General features: G+C 71.1%; 20 protein-coding genes and 3 tRNA genes. 5 read left to right on the top strand and 18 right to left on the bottom strand.

All coding sequences use genetic code 11. The features are described 5' to 3' along the window. Positions 1-83: 83 nt before the first annotated feature. Entirely contained in the window at positions 84-1115 is a 1032-nt protein-coding gene (locus ACFY9I_RS13525) for an adenosine deaminase (RefSeq protein WP_391000857.1), read from the top strand. A gap of 8 nt (positions 1116-1123) precedes the next feature. Here the strand turns inward: ACFY9I_RS13525 and ACFY9I_RS13520 are convergent, their stop codons facing one another. From ACFY9I_RS13520 to ACFY9I_RS13495, 6 genes are all read right to left on the bottom strand, one after another. Beyond that, the gene (locus tag ACFY9I_RS13520; RefSeq protein ID WP_391000854.1) at positions 1124-2179 is read right to left on the bottom strand and encodes a UDP-N-acetylmuramate dehydrogenase; all 1056 of its coding nucleotides are present in this window, start codon (positions 2177-2179) and stop codon (positions 1124-1126) included. 198 nt (positions 2180-2377) lie between these two features. After that, positions 2378-2806, bottom strand: a complete 429-nt coding sequence (locus ACFY9I_RS13515; protein WP_391000851.1) for a MaoC/PaaZ C-terminal domain-containing protein — start codon at positions 2804-2806, stop codon at positions 2378-2380. A gap of 7 nt (positions 2807-2813) precedes the next feature. After that, entirely contained in the window at positions 2814-3266 is a 453-nt protein-coding gene (locus ACFY9I_RS13510; protein WP_391000848.1) for a MaoC family dehydratase N-terminal domain-containing protein, read from the bottom strand. A gap of 133 nt (positions 3267-3399) precedes the next feature. After that, positions 3400-3564 (bottom strand): 50S ribosomal protein L33, encoded by a 165-nt coding sequence (gene rpmG, locus ACFY9I_RS13505; RefSeq protein ID WP_018834916.1) that lies wholly within the window; start codon positions 3562-3564, stop codon positions 3400-3402. A 90-nt stretch (positions 3565-3654) separates the two neighbouring features. Next, positions 3655-3727 (bottom strand) — tRNA-Met (locus tag ACFY9I_RS13500). Between the two features lie 45 nt (positions 3728-3772). Further along, a tRNA-Thr gene (locus ACFY9I_RS13495) sits at positions 3773-3845 on the bottom strand. A gap of 329 nt (positions 3846-4174) precedes the next feature. Between ACFY9I_RS13495 and ACFY9I_RS13490 the strand changes: the two genes are divergently transcribed. Then, positions 4175-5443, top strand: coding sequence for an amidohydrolase family protein (locus ACFY9I_RS13490; protein WP_391000845.1), 1269 nt, complete (start codon positions 4175-4177; stop codon positions 5441-5443). A gap of 229 nt (positions 5444-5672) precedes the next feature. Here the strand turns inward: ACFY9I_RS13490 and ACFY9I_RS13485 are convergent, their stop codons facing one another. After that, positions 5673-6752 (bottom strand): hypothetical protein, encoded by a 1080-nt coding sequence (locus tag ACFY9I_RS13485; protein ID WP_391000842.1) that lies wholly within the window; start codon positions 6750-6752, stop codon positions 5673-5675. 121 nt (positions 6753-6873) lie between these two features. Between ACFY9I_RS13485 and ACFY9I_RS13480 the strand changes: the two genes are divergently transcribed. After that, on the top strand, positions 6874-7530 hold the full coding sequence (locus ACFY9I_RS13480; protein ID WP_391000839.1) for an NAD(P)H-binding protein: 657 nt from the start codon (positions 6874-6876) through the stop codon (positions 7528-7530). 14 nt (positions 7531-7544) lie between these two features. Here ACFY9I_RS13480 and ACFY9I_RS13475 read toward each other — a convergent pair whose 3' ends face one another. Together ACFY9I_RS13475 and ACFY9I_RS13470 are read right to left on the bottom strand one after the other, a co-directional pair. Next, positions 7545-7751, bottom strand: coding sequence for a hypothetical protein (locus ACFY9I_RS13475; RefSeq protein ID WP_391000837.1), 207 nt, complete (start codon positions 7749-7751; stop codon positions 7545-7547). A 122-nt stretch (positions 7752-7873) separates the two neighbouring features. After that, positions 7874-7955 (bottom strand) — tRNA-Tyr (locus ACFY9I_RS13470). 167 nt (positions 7956-8122) lie between these two features. Between ACFY9I_RS13470 and ACFY9I_RS13465 the strand changes: the two genes are divergently transcribed. Further along, entirely contained in the window at positions 8123-8611 is a 489-nt protein-coding gene (locus ACFY9I_RS13465; protein WP_391000834.1) for a YajQ family cyclic di-GMP-binding protein, read from the top strand. Positions 8612-8718: 107 nt separating this feature from the next. Here the strand turns inward: ACFY9I_RS13465 and ACFY9I_RS13460 are convergent, their stop codons facing one another. Beyond that, on the bottom strand, positions 8719-8985 hold the full coding sequence (locus ACFY9I_RS13460; protein ID WP_391000832.1) for a GlsB/YeaQ/YmgE family stress response membrane protein: 267 nt from the start codon (positions 8983-8985) through the stop codon (positions 8719-8721). Between the two features lie 167 nt (positions 8986-9152). Between ACFY9I_RS13460 and ACFY9I_RS13455 the strand changes: the two genes are divergently transcribed. Further along, positions 9153-10409, top strand: coding sequence for an amino acid permease (locus ACFY9I_RS13455; protein ID WP_391000830.1), 1257 nt, complete (start codon positions 9153-9155; stop codon positions 10407-10409). A 159-nt stretch (positions 10410-10568) separates the two neighbouring features. Here the strand turns inward: ACFY9I_RS13455 and ACFY9I_RS13450 are convergent, their stop codons facing one another. The 8 genes from ACFY9I_RS13450 to ACFY9I_RS13415 form a co-directional block, all read right to left on the bottom strand. After that, positions 10569-10967, bottom strand: a complete 399-nt coding sequence (locus ACFY9I_RS13450; protein ID WP_391000827.1) for a YccF domain-containing protein — start codon at positions 10965-10967, stop codon at positions 10569-10571. Beyond that, the gene (htpX, locus tag ACFY9I_RS13445) at positions 10964-11827 is read right to left on the bottom strand and encodes a zinc metalloprotease HtpX (RefSeq protein ID WP_391000824.1); all 864 of its coding nucleotides are present in this window, start codon (positions 11825-11827) and stop codon (positions 10964-10966) included. Before htpX ends, ACFY9I_RS13450 begins: the two co-directional genes overlap by 4 nt. Before the next feature lie 229 nt (positions 11828-12056). Continuing rightward, positions 12057-13625 (bottom strand): proton-conducting transporter membrane subunit, encoded by a 1569-nt coding sequence (locus ACFY9I_RS13440; RefSeq protein WP_391000822.1) that lies wholly within the window; start codon positions 13623-13625, stop codon positions 12057-12059. After that, positions 13622-15214: an NADH-quinone oxidoreductase subunit M gene (locus tag ACFY9I_RS13435; RefSeq protein WP_391000820.1), complete on the bottom strand. Its 1593-nt coding sequence runs from the start codon at positions 15212-15214 to the stop codon at positions 13622-13624. Before ACFY9I_RS13435 ends, ACFY9I_RS13440 begins: the two co-directional genes overlap by 4 nt. 6 nt (positions 15215-15220) lie before the next feature. Further along, positions 15221-17266: an NADH-quinone oxidoreductase subunit L gene (locus ACFY9I_RS13430; protein ID WP_391000818.1), complete on the bottom strand. Its 2046-nt coding sequence runs from the start codon at positions 17264-17266 to the stop codon at positions 15221-15223. Continuing rightward, positions 17263-17664: an NADH-quinone oxidoreductase subunit NuoK gene (gene nuoK, locus ACFY9I_RS13425; protein WP_391000815.1), complete on the bottom strand. Its 402-nt coding sequence runs from the start codon at positions 17662-17664 to the stop codon at positions 17263-17265. Before nuoK ends, ACFY9I_RS13430 begins: the two co-directional genes overlap by 4 nt. After that, a complete protein-coding gene (locus ACFY9I_RS13420; protein WP_391000813.1) occupies positions 17664-18446 on the bottom strand; it encodes an NADH-quinone oxidoreductase subunit J in 783 nt (260 codons plus the stop codon). The genes nuoK and ACFY9I_RS13420 overlap by 1 nt, the downstream gene beginning before the upstream one ends. After that, positions 18443-19204: a 4Fe-4S binding protein gene (locus ACFY9I_RS13415; RefSeq protein ID WP_391000811.1), complete on the bottom strand. Its 762-nt coding sequence runs from the start codon at positions 19202-19204 to the stop codon at positions 18443-18445. The genes ACFY9I_RS13420 and ACFY9I_RS13415 overlap by 4 nt, the downstream gene beginning before the upstream one ends.

Raw genomic sequence — 19204 nt, 5'->3', positions numbered from 1 at the left:
GGCCCCTTATTCATGTGTGCGAGCAAGACCACGTTCGAGGATTCCGCTTCCGGGACGGCGTGGGCGTGCGGCAGGATCGGGCGATGGAGCGTGTACGTGATCTCTCTGAACTGCCCAAGGCCCATCTGCATCTGCACTTCACCGGGTCGATGCGGCCCACGACCGTGCTGGAACTGGCCGACAAGCACGGGGTGCTGCTGCCCGACGCGCTGACGGAGGCGCTGACCAGCGGGGAACCGCCGAGGCTGCGGGCGACGGACGAACGCGGGTGGTTCCGCTTCCAGCGGCTGTACGACGCTGCGCGCTCCTGTCTGCGGGAGCCGGAGGACATCCAGCGGCTGGTGCGGGAGGCCGCGGAGGAGGATGTGCGGGACGGCTCGGGCTGGCTGGAGATCCAGGTCGACCCGACCTCGTACGCGCCCCGGCTGGGCGGGCTGATCCCGGCGCTGGAGATCATCCTGGACGCGGTGGACACGACGATGCGGGAGACCGGCCTCGGGATGCGGGTGCTGGTGGCCGCGAACCGGATGAAGCACCCGCTGGACGCGCGCACGCTGGCGCGGCTGGCGGTGCGGTACGCGGACCGGGGCGTGGTCGGGTTCGGGCTCTCCAACGACGAGCGCCGGGGCATGGCGAGGGACTTCGACCGGGCCTTCGCCATCGCCCGGGAGGGCGGGCTGCTGTCGGCGCCGCACGGCGGTGAGCTGACCGGTCCGTCGTCGGTGCGGGACTGTCTGGACGACCTGCACGCCTCACGGATCGGGCACGGGGTGCGCGCGGCGGAGGATCCCAGGCTGCTGAAGCGGCTCTCGGACCGGCAGATCACCTGCGAGGTGTGCCCGGCGTCCAACGTGGCGCTCGGTGTCTACGAGAAGCCCGAGGACGTCCCCCTGAGGACGTTGTTCGAGTCCGGTGTGCCGATGGCGCTCGGCGCGGACGACCCGCTGCTGTTCGGCTCACGCCTCGCGGCGCAGTACGAGATCGCCCGCCACCACCACGGCTTCACGGACGCCGAGCTGGCCGAGCTGGCCCGCCAGTCGGTACGCGGCTCGGCGGCCCCGGACGGCGTCAAGCAGAAGCTGCTGGCCGGGGTCGACGACTGGCTCGCCGCCTGAGGTCCGCGTCAGAGGGTGACGCCCACCGTGACCGGCTCGTTGACCAGGGTGATCCCGAAGGCGTCCCGGACTCCGGTCACGACCTCGCGGGCCAGCGTGAGCAGGTCCTCGGTGGTGGCCGCGCCCCGGTTGGTGAGGGCCAGGGTGTGCTTGGTGGAGATCCTGGCCGGGCCGGTGCCGTACCCCTTGGTGAAGCCCGCCTTGTCGATCAGCCACGCCGCGGAGGTCTTGGTGTGACCGTCGCCCGCGGCGTACGCGGGCGGGGTGGCGTCCGCCCCGAGGCGTTCGCGCACGCGCGCCTGGAAGGCGGCGAACTGCTCGTCCGTGAGGATCGGGTTGGTGAAGAACGACCCGGCGGACCAGGTGTCGTGGTCCTCGGGGTCGAGCACCATGCCCTTCCCGGCCCGTAGCTTCAGCACGGTCTCGCGGGCCCGGGCCAGGGACACCCGGTCTCCGGGTTCGACGCCCAGCACACGGGCCGTCTCGGCGTACTTGACCGGCCCCGACAGCCCGTCCGCGTCCTCCAGTTCGAACCGGACCCGCAGCACGACGTACCGCTCGGGCTCCTCCTTGAAGCGGCTGTGCCGGTAGGAGAAGGCGCACTCGGCGTTGGACACGGTGACCGTCTCGCGGCTGAGGCGGTCGTAGGCGACGACCTCGGTGATCGTGGTGGCCACCTCCTGCCCGTACGCGCCGACGTTCTGGATCGGTGTCGCGCCGGCGGAGCCCGGGATCCCGGCGAGGCACTCGATCCCCGCGAGTCCGGCCTCGACGGTCCGGGCCACGGCGTCGGTCCACACCTCACCTGCGGCCAGCTCCAGCCGCGTCCCGTCGAGCGCGAAGCCCTTCGTCGCGACGACCAGCGCGGTCCCGGCGAATCCCTCGTCCCCGATGACCAGGTTGGACCCGCCTCCGATCAGCAGCAGCGGCGTCCCGGCGTCGTCGGCCTCACGGACGGCGGCGATCACCTCGTCGTCGGTGACGGCGGTGAGCAGCCGCCGTGCGGGCCCGCCCAGGCGGAACGTGGTCAGCGGGGCGAGGGGGGCGTCGTGGAGTTCCAGCACGGGCTCAAGAGTACGAGACGGGGCCCACGCCTCCTGCTGGGACGGCGCGCGGAGCCTTCACGGGCGTGGGGCTCGTGGGTCCCACAACCCTTCAGGGGCGCGGCGAACCGCGCGGCAAGCCCCCGCCGGCCCGCACCCGACCAGCGACCGGGGCGCCCCACGAGGGAGGGCGCCCCTGACCGGTCGGCCCACGCCGCCTCAAGCCAGTCGTACGACTGCCCGGGACATGCCCAGCACCTTCTGGCCGGCACTCATCGCCGTCAGGTCGACGCGGACCGTGTTGTCGTCGAGCTTGGCGCCGACCTTGGCGGTGACCTCGATGGTGGCGCCCTGGTCGTCGTTGGGGACGATGACGGGCTTGGTGAAGCGGACGCCGTACTCGACGACCGAGCCCGGGTCGCCGGTCCAGTCGGTGACGACACGGATCGCCTCGGCCATGGTGAACATGCCGTGCGCGATGACGTCCGGGAGGCCGACCTCCTTGGCGAACTTCTCGTTCCAGTGGATGGGGTTGAAGTCGCCGGAGGCCCCCGCGTACTGGACGAGGGTGGCGCGGGTCACGCCGAAGGTCTGGGCGGGCAGTTCGGTGCCGACCTCGACGTCGTCGTAGGAGATCTTCGCGGTCATCGGGTCCTCACGCCTCCTCGGCCGCGCGGGCCACGAGCTTGGTCCAGGCGGTCACGACGTGCTCGCCGGCCTCGTCGTGGACCTCGCCCCGGACGTCCAGGATGTCGTTGCCCGCCAGCGACTTGATCGCCTCGATGGTGGAGGTGACCGTCAGCCGGTCACCGGCGCGCACCGGGCGCGTGTAGGCGAACTTCTGATCGCCGTGCACCACGCGGCTGTAGTCGAGGCCGAGCTGCGGATCGGCGATGACGAGTCCCGCGGCCTTGAACGTGATCGAGAACACGAAGGTCGGGGGGGCGATCACCTCGGGGTACCCGAGTGCCTTGGCGGCCTCGGGGTCCGTGTACGCCGGGTTGGCGTCCCCCACGGCCTCCGCGAACTCACGGATCTTCTCCCGGCCGACCTCGTAGGGGTCGGTGGGCGGGTAGGAACGCCCCACGAAGGACTGGTCGAGCGCCATGGGCTCGGCACCTCCTGGTTGATCGGCGGATGCGGCGGATATGGCAGATACGGCGGTACTGACCGGTACGGGTCGCTCAACGACACGAGGCCGCCCCCGATCTCTCGGGGACGGCCTCGCGTACGAGCCTGATTTATCGCGTTTCGCGGTGCGCGGTGTGCGCGTTGCAACGCGGGCAGTGCTTCTTCATCTCCATACGGTCCGGGTTGTTACGCCGGTTCTTCTTGGTGATGTAGTTCCGCTCCTTGCACTCCACGCAGGCCAGCGTGATCTTCGGGCGGACGTCGGTGGCAGCCACGTGAGTGCTCCTTGACGAACGGATGGGATTGGTTTAACGCAAGAAAGAGTAGCCGATCGAAGGACCGACCCCGCAATCGGCTACTGTCAGTAGCGGTGACCGGACTTGAACCGGTGACACAGCGATTATGAGCCGCTTGCTCTACCGACTGAGCTACACCGCTGTGATGCGATCGGACCCGCCTCGCGGCGGGAACCTTTCACACCAGAGCCCCAATACGGAATCGAACCGTAGACCTTCTCCTTACCATGGAGACGCTCTGCCGACTGAGCTATTGGGGCGAGCGATGAAGACATTACACGGCTCACCGCCGATCGCCCAAATCCGTTTCCCCGCCTCCATCCCCGCGCCGTCCAGGGATCTTCCTGGGCCGTTGCCGTCCTCCCGTCCGTCCCGATTCCCCAGGCCTCGTGGGGCTCAGGCGCACCATCGTCACCGGCCCTCCCTGGGGTCGGCCGCCAGGTGAACCACGCCGGTACGACTATTGCGCTCCTCCGCGACGAGGGCGGGCGGCCCCCCTAGGCTCGACTCACTCTGCGTGACCTTGTGTCCCTCGCTGTGTCCCACCCAGCGCGTCACCGTGCAGCCGTCGCCGAGCCCCAGGAGCGCGATGCCCGACAGCCAGCCGCAGCCGTCCCACTCCTCCTCCGGCCCGCCCTCGGGCCCGGACGAGGCAGGCGCCCTGCTGCTGTGCGGTGCGCGACTGACCGACGGCCGGGTGGTGGACGTGCGGCTGGGACGCGGCCGTATCGAGGCGGTGGGCACGGCTGGCAGCCTGGGCACCGGCCCGCCCGCATCCGGCCCGCCCGCCACCCGGGTGGACCTCGGCGGCCATCTGCTCCTGCCTGCTCCCGTCGAGCCGCACGCCCACGGCGACACGGCCCTGTCGGCCGAGGCCGAGGGACCGGTCTCGTACGACGGCCAGGACGTCCAGCGTCGGGTCACCGAGGCCGCGCTGCTCCAGCTCGGGCACGGCGCCACGGCGGTGCGCTCGCATGTGCACGTGGGCGACGTCCAGGGACTGGGGGCGCTGGCTGCGGTGCTCCAGGCGGGGCGGGCGCTGCGCGGGCTGGTCGCGGTGTCGGCGGTGGCGATGCCCCGGGTGCTGACGGGGGTGGCCGGGGCGGACGGGCTCGCGGTCCTGCGGGACGCGGTGAAGATGGGCGCCTCGGTGATCGGCGGCTGCCCGGATCTGGACCCCGATCCCACCGGATACGTGGAGGCGGTGCTGGAGATCGCCTCCGAGCACGGCTGCCCGGTCGACCTGCACACGGACGGCGCCGAACCGGCGCGGCTGGCCCGGCTCGCGGCCATGGCGGGCGGTCTGCGGCCGGGTGTCACGCTCGGCCCGTGCGGCGGCCTCGCCCGCCTCCCCGCCCAGGCCGCCGCCCGCTCCGCCGACCAACTCGCCGCGGCGGGTGTGACCGTCGTGTGCCTTCCCCAGGGCGGCTGCGGCTCGGTCGACCGCCGGGACACCGCCCCCGTACGACTGCTCCGGGCGGCCGGCGTACGGGTCGCGGCGGGCAGCGGCGCCCTGCGGGACGCGTCCAACCCCGTCGGGCGCGGGGACCCGCTGGAGGCGGCCTTCCTGCTGGCCTCCCGGTACGGCCTGCGGTCCGAGGAGGCGTACGACGCCGTCAGCGCGGCGGCACGCGCCGCCCTCGGCCTGCCCGAGGTACGCGTCGAGGCCGGCTTCCCCGCCGAACTCCTCGCCGTACGCGGTGACCGGCTCCCGGCTGTGCTGTCACTCGCGTACAGCCGCATCGTGGTCCATAGGGGGCGCGTGGTGGCACGTACGAGCGCGGTGCGGGAGTACTGCGGATCGGCGGCGAGCGCGGCGCTGGATCTGCCTCGGCAGGGGCGCGGGAAGCCGTCGTGAGGGGTGCGGGTGGTGTGAGGGGAGTGGGGGCGACGTCAGGGGCGTGCGGGGCGGCGGGCGCCCAGCGGCGGGGGCGCAGGCGCCCCCGGTGTGAGTGCGGGCACGCGCGCGAGGATGTCGTGGGGCGTTTCGCTGCTCCACGCGCGCGTATCCGGTGTGACGGATCCGACTCGCCGGACTCGTCGGTGCCGTCAGAGTGCCGGGTGTCCGTCAGACGCCGTCAGTGCAGTCAGATGCCGAGCATGCCGCCGCCCAGCGGGCCGCCGAACCCGTCGGCCGGGATCTCGGAGGCGCCCTTGGGGGCGGTGATGGCGCCCGCCTTGCCGAAGGTGAGGACGAGGGGCGCCTTGGCGCCCTTCGGGTCGTCGGCGAGGACGGCGAGGTCGGTCTCGATCCGGGTCAGGTCGCCGTTCTTGAGGGTGAAGTCGACCGCGACGTTCTTGTTCGGGGCGTCCTTCATGTCCTTGCTCGTGGGGAGTTCGGCCCCCGGCGGCAGGTCGTCCTCGATGGGCTGAAGCTTGTCGACGATGCCGGTGAGCAGGTCGCGGAAGTTGGCCTTGGCGGTGATGACCTCGGCGCCGTCCTTGCCGTGCTTGGTCTTGAAGTCGACCTCGCGGGCGACGACCCCTTGGACGGCGTCGAGGATCTTCTTCTGGGTCTTGGCGTCGATCTCGTCGGAACCCCCCGAGCCGGAGCCCGCCCGGGAGTCCTCGCCGGCCTTCTTCAACGCGTCGGTGTCGATCTTGACCCAGCCGCCCTCGAAGAGCGGGTTCAAGTGCTCCTGGCCCTCGGGGAGTTCGTCGGCGGTCGGGAACGGCACGCCCATCGCCTCACCCATGGCCTCCATGTCGACGCGGTAATACATGTAGTCGCCGACGAGGCGGTACTCGGTGAGCACGCCGTCGTCGCCCGAGATCTTCATGCCGACGCCGACGACGTCCTTCTCGCCGGACTCGGCCAGCGGCTTCTTCGACGTGACCGACACGTCGACGCTCAACCCGGTGGCGAACTCCACCATCTCCGGCGGTACTTCCTCGCCGTCCTCGCCCATCAGCGCCGTGAGGTCGTCCGGGTCCGCGTCGAGCCGCATCCCGAAGGCCAGCGACTTCTGCTCGCCCAGCCGCTCGACGGCGCTGTCGACCTTCTGGCCCGCGGTGAGGTTCTGAACGGTGCCGCAGGCGGCCACCGTAGCGAGCACGGCGGCGGCACAGCCGACACCGGTGCAGGCACGGCGAGCGAGGGGCGCCCCGAGGGCGGACGCGCGCTCCATGGGCGTACGTACGACGGTTCTACGCATGGCTTGCCGCATGGCGGTGACGGTTCTCCCCCGTTGATCCGGCGCTCGCCGAGACGGCGAACGTCTGTGAGACACCTGGGACGGCGGGATGGTTGCTCGGCGAACAGGGGCCTTCGGGCGTACGGTCGGAAACATGCGCATTGTCATCGCTGGAGGTCATGGTCAGATCGCGCTGCGGCTGGAGCGTCTGCTCGCCGCACGCGGGGAAGAGGTCGCGGGGCTGATCCGCCGCCCCGAACAGGCCGACGATCTACGCGCGGCCGGTGCCGAACCGGTGCTGTGCAATCTGGAGTCGGCCTCGGTCGAGGAGGTCGCCGCGCATCTGCAGGGCGCGGACGCAGCCGTGTTCGCGGCGGGCGCCGGCCCGGGGAGCGGAGTGGCCCGCAAGGACACGGTGGACCGTGCCGCCGCGGTCTTGTTCGCCGACGCCGCGGTCCGTACGCGTGTACGGCGCCACATCGTCGTCTCGTCGATGGGCGCGGACCCCGAGCACGAGGGCGACGACGTCTTCGACGCCTACCAGCGGGCGAAGGGGGAGGCCGACGCGTACGTCCGCCGTCTGGACGCCCTGGACTGGACGATCCTGCGGCCCGGCATGCTGACCGATGACCCCGGCACCGGCCTGGTGCGCCTGGAGGCCTCCACCGGCCGGGGCCCGATCCCACGCGACGACGTGGCCGCCGTACTCGCCGAACTCCTCGACACCCCGGCCACCGCCGGGCTGACCCTGGAGGTCGTCGGCGGCTCGACACCGGTGTCGGTGGCGGTGAAGTCGGTGGCGGGCAACTGAACCGGGGCTTCTCCTCAGAACAGCGGTAGCTGACCGGGGAAGTCGGGGACGACGTATCCGTCGAGCGCGGGCTGGGCCGCACCGATCTGGGCCTGCCTGCGCGACCCGGGACACGAGACGAGCTCCCCGCTCGCCCCGGGCGGATCGTGCCGCGCGAACCGGCCCGCCACGACGGCGATCTCACGACGGCACTCGGGGCAGTTCCTGCGACGCGATGACATGCAGTCAGTGTGCCTCGCGGCCCCTGTCGGCATCCCGTGTCGACCCCATCCCCCGTCGCACACACGCACGAAGAAGCCCCTCCCGAACTGCTCTCACAGTCCGGGAGGGGCTCCCCTCCACGTGGCGGCGCCAGGATTCGAACCTGGGTAGGCTAAGCCGACGGATTTACAGTCCGCTCCCATTGGCCACTCGGGCACACCGCCTGGGATCTGTCGTCCTTCGAACCGCTTTTCGGCGGTGCTCCGTGGCGACGACGTAAACGATACCTGATGCTCGGGGGTGCTCCGCCACCTGATTGATCAGTACTCGGAGGGGGCGGGGTGGCTAGGCTTGTCGCCTCCCGATACACCGATACAAGGAGCCACAGGACATGGCCGACTCCAGTTTCGACATCGTCTCGAAGGTCGAGCGGCAGGAGGTCGACAACGCCCTCAACCAGGCCGCCAAGGAGATCTCCCAGCGCTACGACTTCAAGGGCGTCGGCGCCTCGATCTCGTGGTCCGGCGAGAAGATCCTGATGGAGGCGAACTCCGAGGACCGGGTGAAGGCCATCCTCGACGTCTTCCAGTCCAAGCTGATCAAGCGCGGGATCTCCCTGAAGTCGCTGGACGCGGGCGAGCCCCAGTTGTCAGGCAAGGAGTACAAGATCTTCGCGTCGATCGAGGAGGGCATCTCCCAGGAGAACGCCAAGAAGGTGGCGAAGATCATTCGTGACGAGGGCCCGAAGGGCGTCAAGGCCCAGGTCCAGGGCGACGAGCTCCGCGTCAGTTCCAAGAGCCGCGACGACCTCCAGGCCGTGATCGCCCTCCTCAAGGGCAAGGAGTTCGACTTCGCTGTGCAGTTCGTCAACTACCGGTGATGAGCCGTAGGCGGCGCTGACATTCGGAGGGTGGGCTCCCGGTTTCGGCCGGGGCCCACCCTTCTTCCTTGCGGCTTCTTCTTTGCGGCTTCTTCTTTCCCGGCGGCTCAGCGGCGGGAGTGGCCGAAGAGGAGGCGGTAGGCGATGAGCAGTACCAGGGAACCTCCGATCGCGGCCGCCCAGGTGGCGCCGTCGTAGAACTGCTCGGAGATCGGGTGGTCCAGCCAGCGGGCGGAGATCCAGCCGCCGATGAAGGCGCCCGCGATGCCGATCAGGGTGGTGCCGATGAAGCCGCCCGGGTCCCGCCCCGGCAGCAGGAACTTGGCGATGGCGCCGGCCAACAGCCCCAGAACGATCCAGCTGATGATGCTCATACCGTGCACCTGCCCTTTCGTGCTGTACCTGTGCTGTGTTTCCCCCCACAGTGATCAACAGAGACCAGGAACTGCCTCGCCAGGCCCCGTTGTCGTGGAGGACGCCTCGGTGGCGTCCGGCGGTTGCGGTGATCAGTGCGGTTGCGCTGATCAGTAGGGTGCGGCGCATGACACAGGCCGGATCGGGCGCCCCGCTGCGCCGCACGCTCGGGGTCGGGGACGCCGTGGTCATCGGGCTGGGATCGATGGTCGGCGCGGGCATCTTCGCGGCGCTGGCCCCCGCGGCCCGCGCCGCCGGGTCGGGGCTGCTCCTCGGGCTCGGGGTGGCCGCCGTGGTCGCGTACTGCAACGCCCTGTCGTCGGCGCGGCTGGCGGCCGTGTATCCGGCGTCGGGCGGCACTTATGTGTACGGGCGTGAGCGGCTCGGCGACTTCTGGGGGTATCTGGCCGGCTGGGCGTTCGTCGTCGGCAAGACGGCCTCGTGCGCGGCGATGGCGCTCACCGTGGGCGCGTACGTGTGGCCGGGGCAGGCGCATGCCGTGGCGGTGGCGTCCGTGGTGGCACTGACCGCCGTGAACTACGGCGGTGTGCAGAAGGCTGCCTGGCTGACGCGGGCGATCGTGGCCGTGGTGCTGGCGGTCCTCGCCGCCGTGGTGGTCGTCTGCCTGGGGTCCGGCGAGGCCGACGCCGGGCGGCTGGACCTCGGGGCGCCGGACGACGTGGGCGGGGTGCTGCAGGCGGCCGGGCTGCTGTTCTTCGCGTTCGCCGGGTACGCGCGGATCGCGACGCTGGGCGAGGAGGTACGGGATCCGGCGCGCACCATCCCGCGCGCCATCCCGCTCGCCCTGGGCATCGCGCTGGTCGTGTACGCGGCCGTCGCCGTCGCCGTCCTGTCCGTGCTGGGCGCCGGAGAGCTGGGGGAGGCGACCGCACCGCTGGCCGACGCGGTGCGGGCGGCCGGGGTGCCGGGGCTGGTGCCCGTGGTGCGAGCGGGGGCCGCCGTGGCCGCGCTCGGGTCGCTGCTGGCGCTCATCCTGGGCGTCTCGCGCACGACCCTCGCCATGGCCCGCGACCGGCACCTTCCGGGGGCCCTGGCCGCCGTACACCCCCGTTTCCAGGTGCCGCACCGGGCGGAGTTGGCCGTCGGTGCCGTGGTCGCCGTCCTGGCCGCCACCGTCGACGTCCGGGGTGCGATCGGTTTCTCCTCCTTCGGAGTCCTCGCGTACTACGCCGTCGCCAACGCGTCCGCCTGGACGCTGGACTCGGCCGCCGTCTCGCGGATCGTGCCGGTGGTCGGGCTCCTGGGGTGCGCGGTCCTGGCGTTCTCGCTGCCGGGGATGGCGGTGGGCGTGGGCGCGGCCGTGCTGGGCGTGGGGGCCGCGGCGTACGGCGTACGGCGGTGGTGGGCGGGGCGCAGCGGCTGAACGGGGCGTTCCGTGTCCCAGGGCCCGTATGCGCCCGCCCCCCTGCCGGGTGGCAGGGGGGCGGGCGCATACGGGCCGTCGTCATGGGAGGTGCGCCAAGTCGTCGCGTGAGCCCAGTGGTTCACCCGCCGGGATCCCGGCCGCCCCCGGCGTGCCGCGCTACCAGCGCTGCTGGGCGAACGGCTGGTCCGAGCGGACGATCTCGCGGCCCAGGGGCATCAGCGAGACCGGGACGAGCTTGAAGCAGGCGATGCCGAAGGGGATGCCGATGATGGTGACGCAGAGCGCGATGCCCGCGAAAATGTGGGTCAGCGCCAGCCACCAGCCTGCCAGCAGCAGCCACAGGACATTGCCGAAGCAGGAGGGCGCGCCCGCGTCACGGCGCTCGACCGCGCTGTATCCGAAGGGCCACAGGGTGTAGATGCCGATACGGAACGACGCGATACCGAACGGGATGCCGATGATCGTGATGCACAGAAGCAAGCCTGCGAACAGGTAGCCGAGGAAGAGCCAGAAGCCGCTGAGGATCAGCCAGATGATATTCAGAATGGTCTTCACTGCGGGCGACCTGCCATCTTCTCGAGTCGGGCGATGCGTTCCGCCATCGGCGGGTGTGTCGAGAACATTCTGGAGAATCCCTGTCCCGGCCGGAAGGGGTTGGCGATCATCATGTGGCTCGCGGTCTCGATCCGGGGCTCCGGGGGCAGCGGAAGCTGCTTCGTACCTGTTTCCAGTTTGCGAAGGGCACTGGCGAGCGCAAGCGGGTCACCGGTGAGCTGGGCACCGGAGGCATCCGCCTCGTACTCGCGGGAACGGCTGATCGCGAGCTGGATGAGGGACGCGGCGAGCGGCCCCAGGATCATGATCAGCAGCATGCCGAGCAGGCCGGGGCCGTCGTCGTCGTCCGAACGGCCGATGGGGATCAGCCAGGCGAAGTTCACCAGGAACATGATCACGGAGGCGAGGGCGCCGGCGACCGACGAGATGAGGATGTCCCGGTTGTAGACGTGGCTCAGTTCGTGGCCGATGACTCCGCGCAGTTCGCGTTCGTCGAGGAGGCGGAGGATGCCGTCGGTGCAGCACACGGCCGCCTTGCGCGGGTTGCGGCCGGTCGCGAACGCGTTCGGGGCGTCCGTCGGGGAGATGTAGAGCCGTGGCATGGGCTGGCGGGCCTGGGTGGAGAGCTCGCGGACCATGCGATAGAGCGCCGGCGCCTCGAACTCGCTCACCGGGCGGGCGCGCATCGCGCGTAGAGCCAGCTTGTCGCTGTTCCAGTACGCGTACGCGTTCGTGCCGAGGGCGACGACGACCGCGACGAGCAGGCCCGTGCGGCCGAAGAGGCTTCCGATGACGATGATGAGTGCGGACAGTCCCCCGAGGAGTACGGCGGTCCTGAGCCCGTTGTGCCGGCGGTGCACGGTACGCCCTCCAAGTCGTGCGGCAGGGGAACCCTTTGCTTGCTGTAGCTGTTGACTCCACTTCTCAGTGGACCCTCCCGTACTGGTCAACGCCAGGCGGGGAGTACGAGTTCCCTTGTGCGCGCGGGAGGGCCCGGGAGGGCCGCCTGGGCCGTCCGGGTGAGGGCGGGGTTCGTCAGGGGCGGGTTGTGTGGGTTCGTCAGGGGCCCGTTAGTTCGTCAGGGGCACGCTAGAAGAGGCCGGTGTCGGCGAAGCGCAGGACCAACTGGGGGGCGCCGGACAGGGCGATGCCGACGATGCCGGTGAGGGCGAGGGCGGCGGTCAGCGGTGCCGGGATCCCGTGCGGCTGGGGTTCGCCTTCGGGGGCGCGGAACAGCAGGGCCGTCCACTGGAGGTAGTAGAAGAGCGCGATCACTACGTTGACGGCCATGACGACGGCGAGCCAGCCGAGGCCCGCGTCGACGGCCGCCGAGAAGACGGTGACCTTGGCGAACAGGCCGATGACACCCGGTGGCAGTCCGGCGAGGCAGAGCAGGAAGAACGCGAGGAGCAGGGCGGAGAGAGGGCTCGACGCGTACAGGCCGCGGTAGTCGCTGACCCGGTTCAGGGTCCTCGTACGGCCGACGAGGGCGGCCACGGTGAAGGCGCCCAGGTTCACGGCGGCGTACATCAGGGCGTACGCGACGGTGGAGCCGATGGCCCTTTCGGCGTCGTCGGTGTTCTCGGCGTACGCGGCCGCCGCGATCGGCACCAGGAGGTAGCCGGCCTGGCCGACGGAGGACCAGGCGAGCAGCCGGACCGCGCTGTACGCGCGCGTGGAGCGCTGTCGCAGGGCGCCGAGGTTGCCGACGGTCATGGTGAGGGCGGCCAGCGCGGCGAGGGCGGGGCCCCAGACGTCGGCGTACGACGGGAGGGCGACGACGGTGACGAGGATCAGCCCGGAGAAGCCGACGGCCTTGCCGACGACGGACAGGTAGGCGGCCACCGGCAGGGGGGCGCCCACGTAGGTGTCGGGGACCCAGAAGTGGAACGGTACGGCGGCTGTCTTGAAGGCGAAGCCGATGAGGGTGAGGACGACGCCGGCCTGGGTGAGGGTGTGGAGCTGGCCGTCGACGTCCTGGATCCGGTCGGCGATCTCGGTGAGGTAGAGGGTGCCTGTGGCGGCGTAGACGAAGCTGATGCCCAGGAGGCTGACGGCGGTCGCGGTGACGGACGACAGGAAGAACTTCAGGGCCGCCTCGGAGGACCGTTTGTCGCCCTGGCGGATGCCGACGAGGGCGAAAGCGGGCAGGGAGGCGACTTCCAGGGCGACGATCAGGGTCGCGAGGTCGCGGGAGGCGGGCAGGAGGGCGGCACCGGCGGCGGACGACAGCAGGAGGAACCAGAACTCCCCTTCGGGGAGCGCCTTCTGCGCGTCCTTGAGAGCCGTCATCGACAGCAGGGCGGCGAGGAGGGCGCCGCCGAGGACGAGGAACTGGACGACGAGGGTGAAGCGGTCGGCGGTGTAGCTGCAGACGTCCGGGTCGCCGGTCAGGCAGAACGTGGCGCGGTCGCCGTCCAGGAGGGGCAGCAGGGCCAGGAGGGATACGGCGAGGCCCGCGACGGAGGCCCAGCCGAGCAGGGCCTTCCTGCGGTCTCCCACGAAGAGGTCGGCGACGAGCACGGCGAGGCCGACGACCGCGGCGATCGTGGGCGGCGCGATCGCGAGCCAGTCGACGGACTGGACGACGGACTCGGCCAGGGTCTGGGCATGGGCATGGGCCTGGGCTTGAACCGGCGGCTGGGCCAAGGGGCTCAACGGGTGCCTCCTGCGAGGAGCTGCTGCACGGCCGGGTCGGACAGACCGAGGAGGGCCGCGGGCCAGAGGCCGGCGAGGACGGTGAGGGCGACGAGCGGGGTCCAGGCCGCGAACTCGTACGTCTGCACGTCCGCGAGTCGCGGCCTTTCCTGCGCTTCCCGCGGTTCCTGTGGGGCGGCGCCCATGCAGACCCGGCGGACCACGATCAGCAGGTAGGCGGCGGTGAGGAGCGTGCCGAACGCGGCGATCGTCATGAAGGTGAGGAAGGCCGGGCGGCTGAGACCGTCGGCGGGCTGGAACGCGCCGAACAGCGCCAGCATCTCGCCCCAGAACCCGGCGAGTCCCGGCAGGCCGAGGGAGGCGACGGCGGCGAAGGCGAGCAGACCTCCGAGGCGCGGGGCCCTGCCGTAGAGGGCGGCGCCGGTCTCCTGCGCGAGTGTGTCGAGGTCGGTGGTGCCGGTGCGGTCCTTGAGTGCTCCGACCAGGAAGAACAGCAGGCCGGTGATGAGGCCGTGGGCGATGTTGGCGAACAGTGCGCCGTTCACGCCGGTCGGGGTCATCGTGGCGATACCGAGGAGCACGAAGCCCATGTGGCCGACGGAGGAGTAGGCGATGAGGCGCTTGAGGTCGCCCTTCGCGCCCTGTCTGGCGAGGGCGAGGCAGGCGAGGGATCCGTAGATGATGCCGACGACCGCGAAGGCGGCGAGGTAGGGCGCGAAGGTGCGGAAGCCGTCGGGTGTGATCGGCAGCAGGATGCGGACGAACCCGTAGGTGCCCATTTTCAGCAGGACACCGGCCAGCAGGACCGAGCCGACGGTCGGGGCGGCGGTGTGGGCGTCCGGCAGCCAACTGTGCAGGGGCCACATCGGGGTCTTCACCGCGAGCCCGATACCGATCGCCAGAACGGCGATGACCTGCACGGATGTGGTCAGCTCGGGGCGATTGTCAGTGGCGAGTGCCACCATGTCGAATGTGCCCGCCCTGATTCCGATCAGGAGCAGGCCGAGCAGCATGACCACGGAACCGAGCAGGGTGTAGAGGATGAACTTCCAAGCGGCCTGCGTGCGTTGCTCACCGCCCCAGCGGGCGATGAGGAAGTACATCGGGATGAGCACCATCTCGAACGCCAGGAAGAAGAGGAGCAGGTCGAGGACGGCGAAGGTGGCGAGGGTGCCGGACTCCAGGACGAGCAGCAGGGCGACGAAGGCCTTCGGGGGCGGGCCCGACGGCAGCTTGAAGTAGGAGTAGAGCGCGCAGAGGAAGGTCAGCAGCGCGGTCAGGACCAGAAGGGGGAGGGAGATGCCGTCGATGCCGAGGTGGATGCGCACGTCGAGCGCCGGGATCCAGCTGATGTCCGTGCTGGCCTGCATCTTCGACGGCTGGTCGTGGTCGAAGCCGAGCGCGAGGACGATCGCCGCGATGAGCACCGCGCCGGTCACGGTGATTCCGTGGCGGAGCACGGCCTGCTCGGGTGACTTCCCCTTCAGCCCCGGCGGGGCGGGCAGGAGAGCGGCGGCGGCGCCGATGAGCGGGCCGACGACGATCAACGCCAGAAGGACCTGCATCACGGATTCGTTGATATCGATCACGCCTGCTCACGCTCCCGTGGCGACGACAAGGGCGGCAACCACCAGGACGACGGTGCCGGCGAGCAGCGCGCTCACATAGGTCTGGACGTTGCCGGTCTGCGCCCGGCGTACGGCCGCGCCCAGCAGGCGGGGCAGGGCGCCCGCGCCATGGACGTAGGTGTCGACGACCTCGCGGTCGAGGAACCGGACGAGACGCGCGCCGGCCTGGACCGGGCGGACGAAGAGGGCCGTGTACACGGCGTCGAGGTGAAAGCCTGCGGCGGCGTGCCGGTGCAGCGGGCCGAGCAGGAGGCGGCCCGGGTCCGCCGGGTCGGGCGCCGAGGCGACGTCCCCGTAGGCGGGCGTCATCGAAAGGGGCGCCGCGGAGCGGCTCGTTGAGGGGTGGTGGTCGGGCGACGGGCGGGAGATGGCCTCCGCCTCGACCGTGCCGGCGTCCGCCTCGGGGTGGGCCGCGACCGCGCCCAGCGGGACACGGGCCGCCCTGGCCCGCGCGGACCGCCAGGCCGCGTACGTCACCAGGGCGCCGATCAGGGCGACGCCCGTGCCCAGGACGGACGTGGTGAGGGTCGGGGCCAGTTCGTCGCCGTCGAACCAGTCGGGGAGCCTGCCGTAGGCGAAGGCTCCGAGGGCGAGGGACGGGACCGCGAGCACCCACAGCACCACGGTCATCGTGCGCGGTTGACGGCCGTGGTCGGGGGCTTCGGCTCCCGTGCCGTGGAAGGCGAGCAGCCACAGGCGGGCCGCGTACGCGGCGGTGAGCAGGGCGGTCAGGACACCGGCGACGAGGACGGTCCAGCCGGCGGCGCCGGGGATGCGTTCGGCGTGACCGGTGGCGGCGTGCTCGGCGGCTCCGAGGACGGACTCCTTGGAGAAGAAGCCGCTGAAGGGCGGGATCGCGGCGAGGGCGAGGAGCGCGACGGTCATCGTCCAGAAGGCGTCCGGGACGCGGGCGCGCAGGTGGCTCATGCGGGACATGGCGGCCAGGGAGTTGGTGCCGGCGGCGTGGATGATCACACCGGCGGCGAGGAACAGCAGCGCCTTGAAGGCGCCGTGCGAGAGGAGGTGGAAGACGGCGGCGCCCCGGTCGCCGACGGCGAGGGCGCCGGTCATGTAGCCGAGCTGGCCGATCGTCGAGTAGGCGAGGACGCGCTTGATGTCGTCCTGGGCGAGCGCGGCGAGCGCCGAACCCGCCATGGTGAGCGCGGCCATGGCGGCGAGGACGACCAGGGCCGCCGAGGAGGCGGCGAAGACCGGGAGGAGCCGGGCGATGAAGTAGACACCGGCGGCGACCATCGTCGCGGCGTGGATCAGCGCGGAGACGGGCGTGGGGCCTGCCATCGCGTCGGGGAGCCAGGTGTGGAGGGGGAACTGGGCCGACTTGCCGGCGACTCCGGCGAGCAGCAGGAGGGCGACGAGGGTGGGGTGGTCGAGGCCGCCGTCAGCGACGGTGGCCAGGATCCGCGTGATGCGGAACGACCCGGCGTCCGTGGCGAGGGCGAACAGACCGATCAGGAAGGGGACGTCGCCGAGCTTGGTGACCAGGAAGGCCTTCAGGGAGGCGGCGCGGGCCTCCGGGGTCTCCCAGTAGTGGCCGACCAGGAAGTACGAGCAGATGCCCATGATCTCCCAGCCGACCAGGAGCACCATCAGGTCGCCGGAGTAGACGACGAGGAGCATCGCGGAGGTGAAGAGGGAGACGAGGGCGGCGTAGGAGGGGTAGCGCGGGTCGTCGCGGAGGTAGCCCGTCGAGTAGATCTGCACGCAGGTGGCGACCAGGCCGACCAGGACGGCGACGAGGGCCGCGAATCCGTCGATGTGCAGGGCGAGTTCGACGGGGACCGAGCCGGTGGGGGTGAGCTGGGTGGCCGCGTCCACGGGGTCGTCACCGCCCTGGCGGACGGCGACCAGCGCGGCCAGGGCGAAGGCCGTGAAGGTGGGCAGTACGGCGAGGGGGCGGACGAAACCGGGGGCGGTGCGGCCGAGGAGCAGGCCTGCCGCGGCGCCGAGAAAGGGAAGGAGGGGGACGAGGACGGCGAGGGTGGTCGTGGTCACGCGGTGGCCTCAGCCTTCTCGCTCCGCTCGGGGTGGCCGGGCAGACCGGGGCGGCCGGGCTCGTGGGGGTCGCCGTCGGGGTGCTCGGCGGTGTCGCGGAGCTTGTCGATGTCCGCGGTGCCCCGGTTGCGGTGGACGGCGAGAACGATCGCCAGGCCGATGCCGATCTCGGCGGCGGCGATGGTGATGGTGAACAGGGTCAGGGCCTGGCCGGAGTGCAGGGTCTCCTCGGCGGCCTTGCTCAGCCACACGTCGAAGGCGACGAGGTTGAGGTTGACGGCGTTGAGCATCAGCTCGACGGACATCAGCACGAGGATCGCGTTGCGGCGGGCGAGGACGCCGTACAGGCCTGTGCAGAAGAGGAGGGCGGAGAGGACGACGGGATAGACGAGATGCATCAGCGGACGCCTCCCTTGCCGGTCTCGGGTGTGGTGTCGGGTTCGGCCTTGGGTTCGGCCTGGGATTCGGCTTCGGGTGTGGCCTTGCGTCCGGGCTCGGGTGTGGCTGGGGCTCGTGGTGCGGGGGTGCTCGCCGTGGTGGGCGCGGTCGGGGCGGTCCGGACGGTCGGGGAGGTCCGGACGGCCGGGGCGGTCGGGGTGGTCGGCTTGGTCCTGCGGGAGAGGACGATCGCACCGACCAGGGCGGCGAGGAGGAGGACGGAGAGCGCCTCGAAGGGGAGGACCCAGTTCTGGAAGAGGCTCTCGCCGGTGGCCTTGGTGGAGCCGACGGCGGGGCCGTCGAGGTCGATCCAGTTGGTGCGGAAGGCGTCGACGACGACCCAGACGAGGGCGGCGGCCGAGGCGACGGCCACGGTGAGGGCGGCCCAGCGGTTGCCGGAGTCGGCGTCCGGGGAGCGGCCGATGGGGGCCCTGGTGAGCATCAGACCGAAGAGGAGGAGGACGACGACGGAACCGACGTAGATGAGGACCTGGACCCAGGCGATGAACTCGGCGGTGAGCAGGAGGTACTCGACGGCCAGCCCGCCGAGCGCCACGACCAGCCAGAGGGCGGCGTGTACGAGCTGGCGGGTGGTGACGGTGACGATCGCGGCGCCGAGGGTGACCAGGCCGACGAGGAGAAAGGCGATCTCGACGCCGGTCGGGGAGAGGAAGCCGGCGGTTTCGGCGGCCGTGGTCGTCGTGTCCGGCGTGAGGGGGGCGGCGGTCGTTGCGGGGGTCATTCGCGGCCCTCCTGTCCTTGTCCTGGCTGGTCCGGCTGGTCCGGCTGGTCCGGCTGCCTCGGTTGGTCCGGCTGCCTCGGCGCGTCCGTCTGCTGCTTGGAGGCGCCCATGGGGCGGGTGGGTTGCTCCGCCGCGCGGGACTGTTCGTCCGCGTGCGGCTCAGCGGTCGGGTCAGCGGTCGGGGCGCCCTGTGTGGCCTGTGTGGCCTGCGTGGCCTGCGTGGCCTGCGTGGCCTGCGTGGCTGCAAGTTTGTCGGCCGTCTTGCGGGCTGCGGCGAGTTCCTTGGGTTCTTCGGCTGAGGGGTCCAGGGCCGGTGGGGCAGGGACCGTCCACATCCACTCGCGGAGTTTGTCTCGCTCATGGGTGAGTTCGTGGATGTCGGTCTCGGCGTACTCGAACTCCGGGGACCAGAAGAGGGCGTCGAAGGGGCAGACCTCGATGCAGATACCGCAGTACATGCAGAGGGAGAAGTCGATGGCGAAGCGGTCGAGGACGTTGCGGCTGCGTTCGCGGCCGCCGGGGGCGGCGGGCGGGACCGTCTCCTTGTGGGAGTCGATGTAGATGCACCAGTCCGGGCACTCGCGGGCGCACAGCATGCAGACCGTGCAGTTCTCCTCGAAGAGGCCGATGACGCCTCGGGTGCGGGGCGGGAGTTCGGGCTGGACGTCCGGGTACTGCTCGGTGACGGTCTTCCGCGTCATCGTGCGCAGGGTGACGGCCAGGCCCTTGGCGAGGCCGGAACCAGGAATGGGGGCCAT

The organism is Streptomyces sp. NPDC012510 (assembly GCF_042955065.1).
In the GTDB taxonomy this organism is placed as follows: domain Bacteria; phylum Actinomycetota; class Actinomycetes; order Streptomycetales; family Streptomycetaceae; genus Streptomyces.
Note: the sequence above shows the minus strand (reverse complement) of the source record. Positions and strands in the feature narration are given on the sequence as shown.

Bases quoted from the DNA above. Each gene is read 5' to 3' on its own strand.
- ACFY9I_RS13480 (WP_391000839.1), top strand. From the start codon at position 6,874: ATGCGCATTGTCATCGCTGGAGGTCATGGTCAGATCGCGCTGCGGCTG.
- ACFY9I_RS13485 (WP_391000842.1), bottom strand. From the start codon at position 6,752: ATGCGGCAAGCCATGCGTAGAACCGTCGTACGTACGCCCATGGAGCGC.
- ACFY9I_RS13465 (WP_391000834.1), top strand. From the start codon at position 8,123: ATGGCCGACTCCAGTTTCGACATCGTCTCGAAGGTCGAGCGGCAGGAG.
- ACFY9I_RS13525 (WP_391000857.1), top strand. From the start codon at position 84: ATGGAGCGTGTACGTGATCTCTCTGAACTGCCCAAGGCCCATCTGCAT.
- ACFY9I_RS13475 (WP_391000837.1), bottom strand. From the start codon at position 7,751: ATGTCATCGCGTCGCAGGAACTGCCCCGAGTGCCGTCGTGAGATCGCC.
- ACFY9I_RS13420 (WP_391000813.1), bottom strand. From the start codon at position 18,446: ATGACCCCCGCAACGACCGCCGCCCCCCTCACGCCGGACACGACGACC.
- nuoK (WP_391000815.1), bottom strand. From the start codon at position 17,664: ATGCATCTCGTCTATCCCGTCGTCCTCTCCGCCCTCCTCTTCTGCACA.
- ACFY9I_RS13415 (WP_391000811.1), bottom strand. From the start codon at position 19,204: ATGGCCCCCATTCCTGGTTCCGGCCTCGCCAAGGGCCTGGCCGTCACC.
- ACFY9I_RS13455 (WP_391000830.1), top strand. From the start codon at position 9,153: ATGACACAGGCCGGATCGGGCGCCCCGCTGCGCCGCACGCTCGGGGTC.
- ACFY9I_RS13510 (WP_391000848.1), bottom strand. From the start codon at position 3,266: ATGGCGCTCGACCAGTCCTTCGTGGGGCGTTCCTACCCGCCCACCGAC.
- ACFY9I_RS13460 (WP_391000832.1), bottom strand. From the start codon at position 8,985: ATGAGCATCATCAGCTGGATCGTTCTGGGGCTGTTGGCCGGCGCCATC.
- ACFY9I_RS13515 (WP_391000851.1), bottom strand. From the start codon at position 2,806: ATGACCGCGAAGATCTCCTACGACGACGTCGAGGTCGGCACCGAACTG.
- ACFY9I_RS13490 (WP_391000845.1), top strand. From the start codon at position 4,175: ATGCCCGACAGCCAGCCGCAGCCGTCCCACTCCTCCTCCGGCCCGCCC.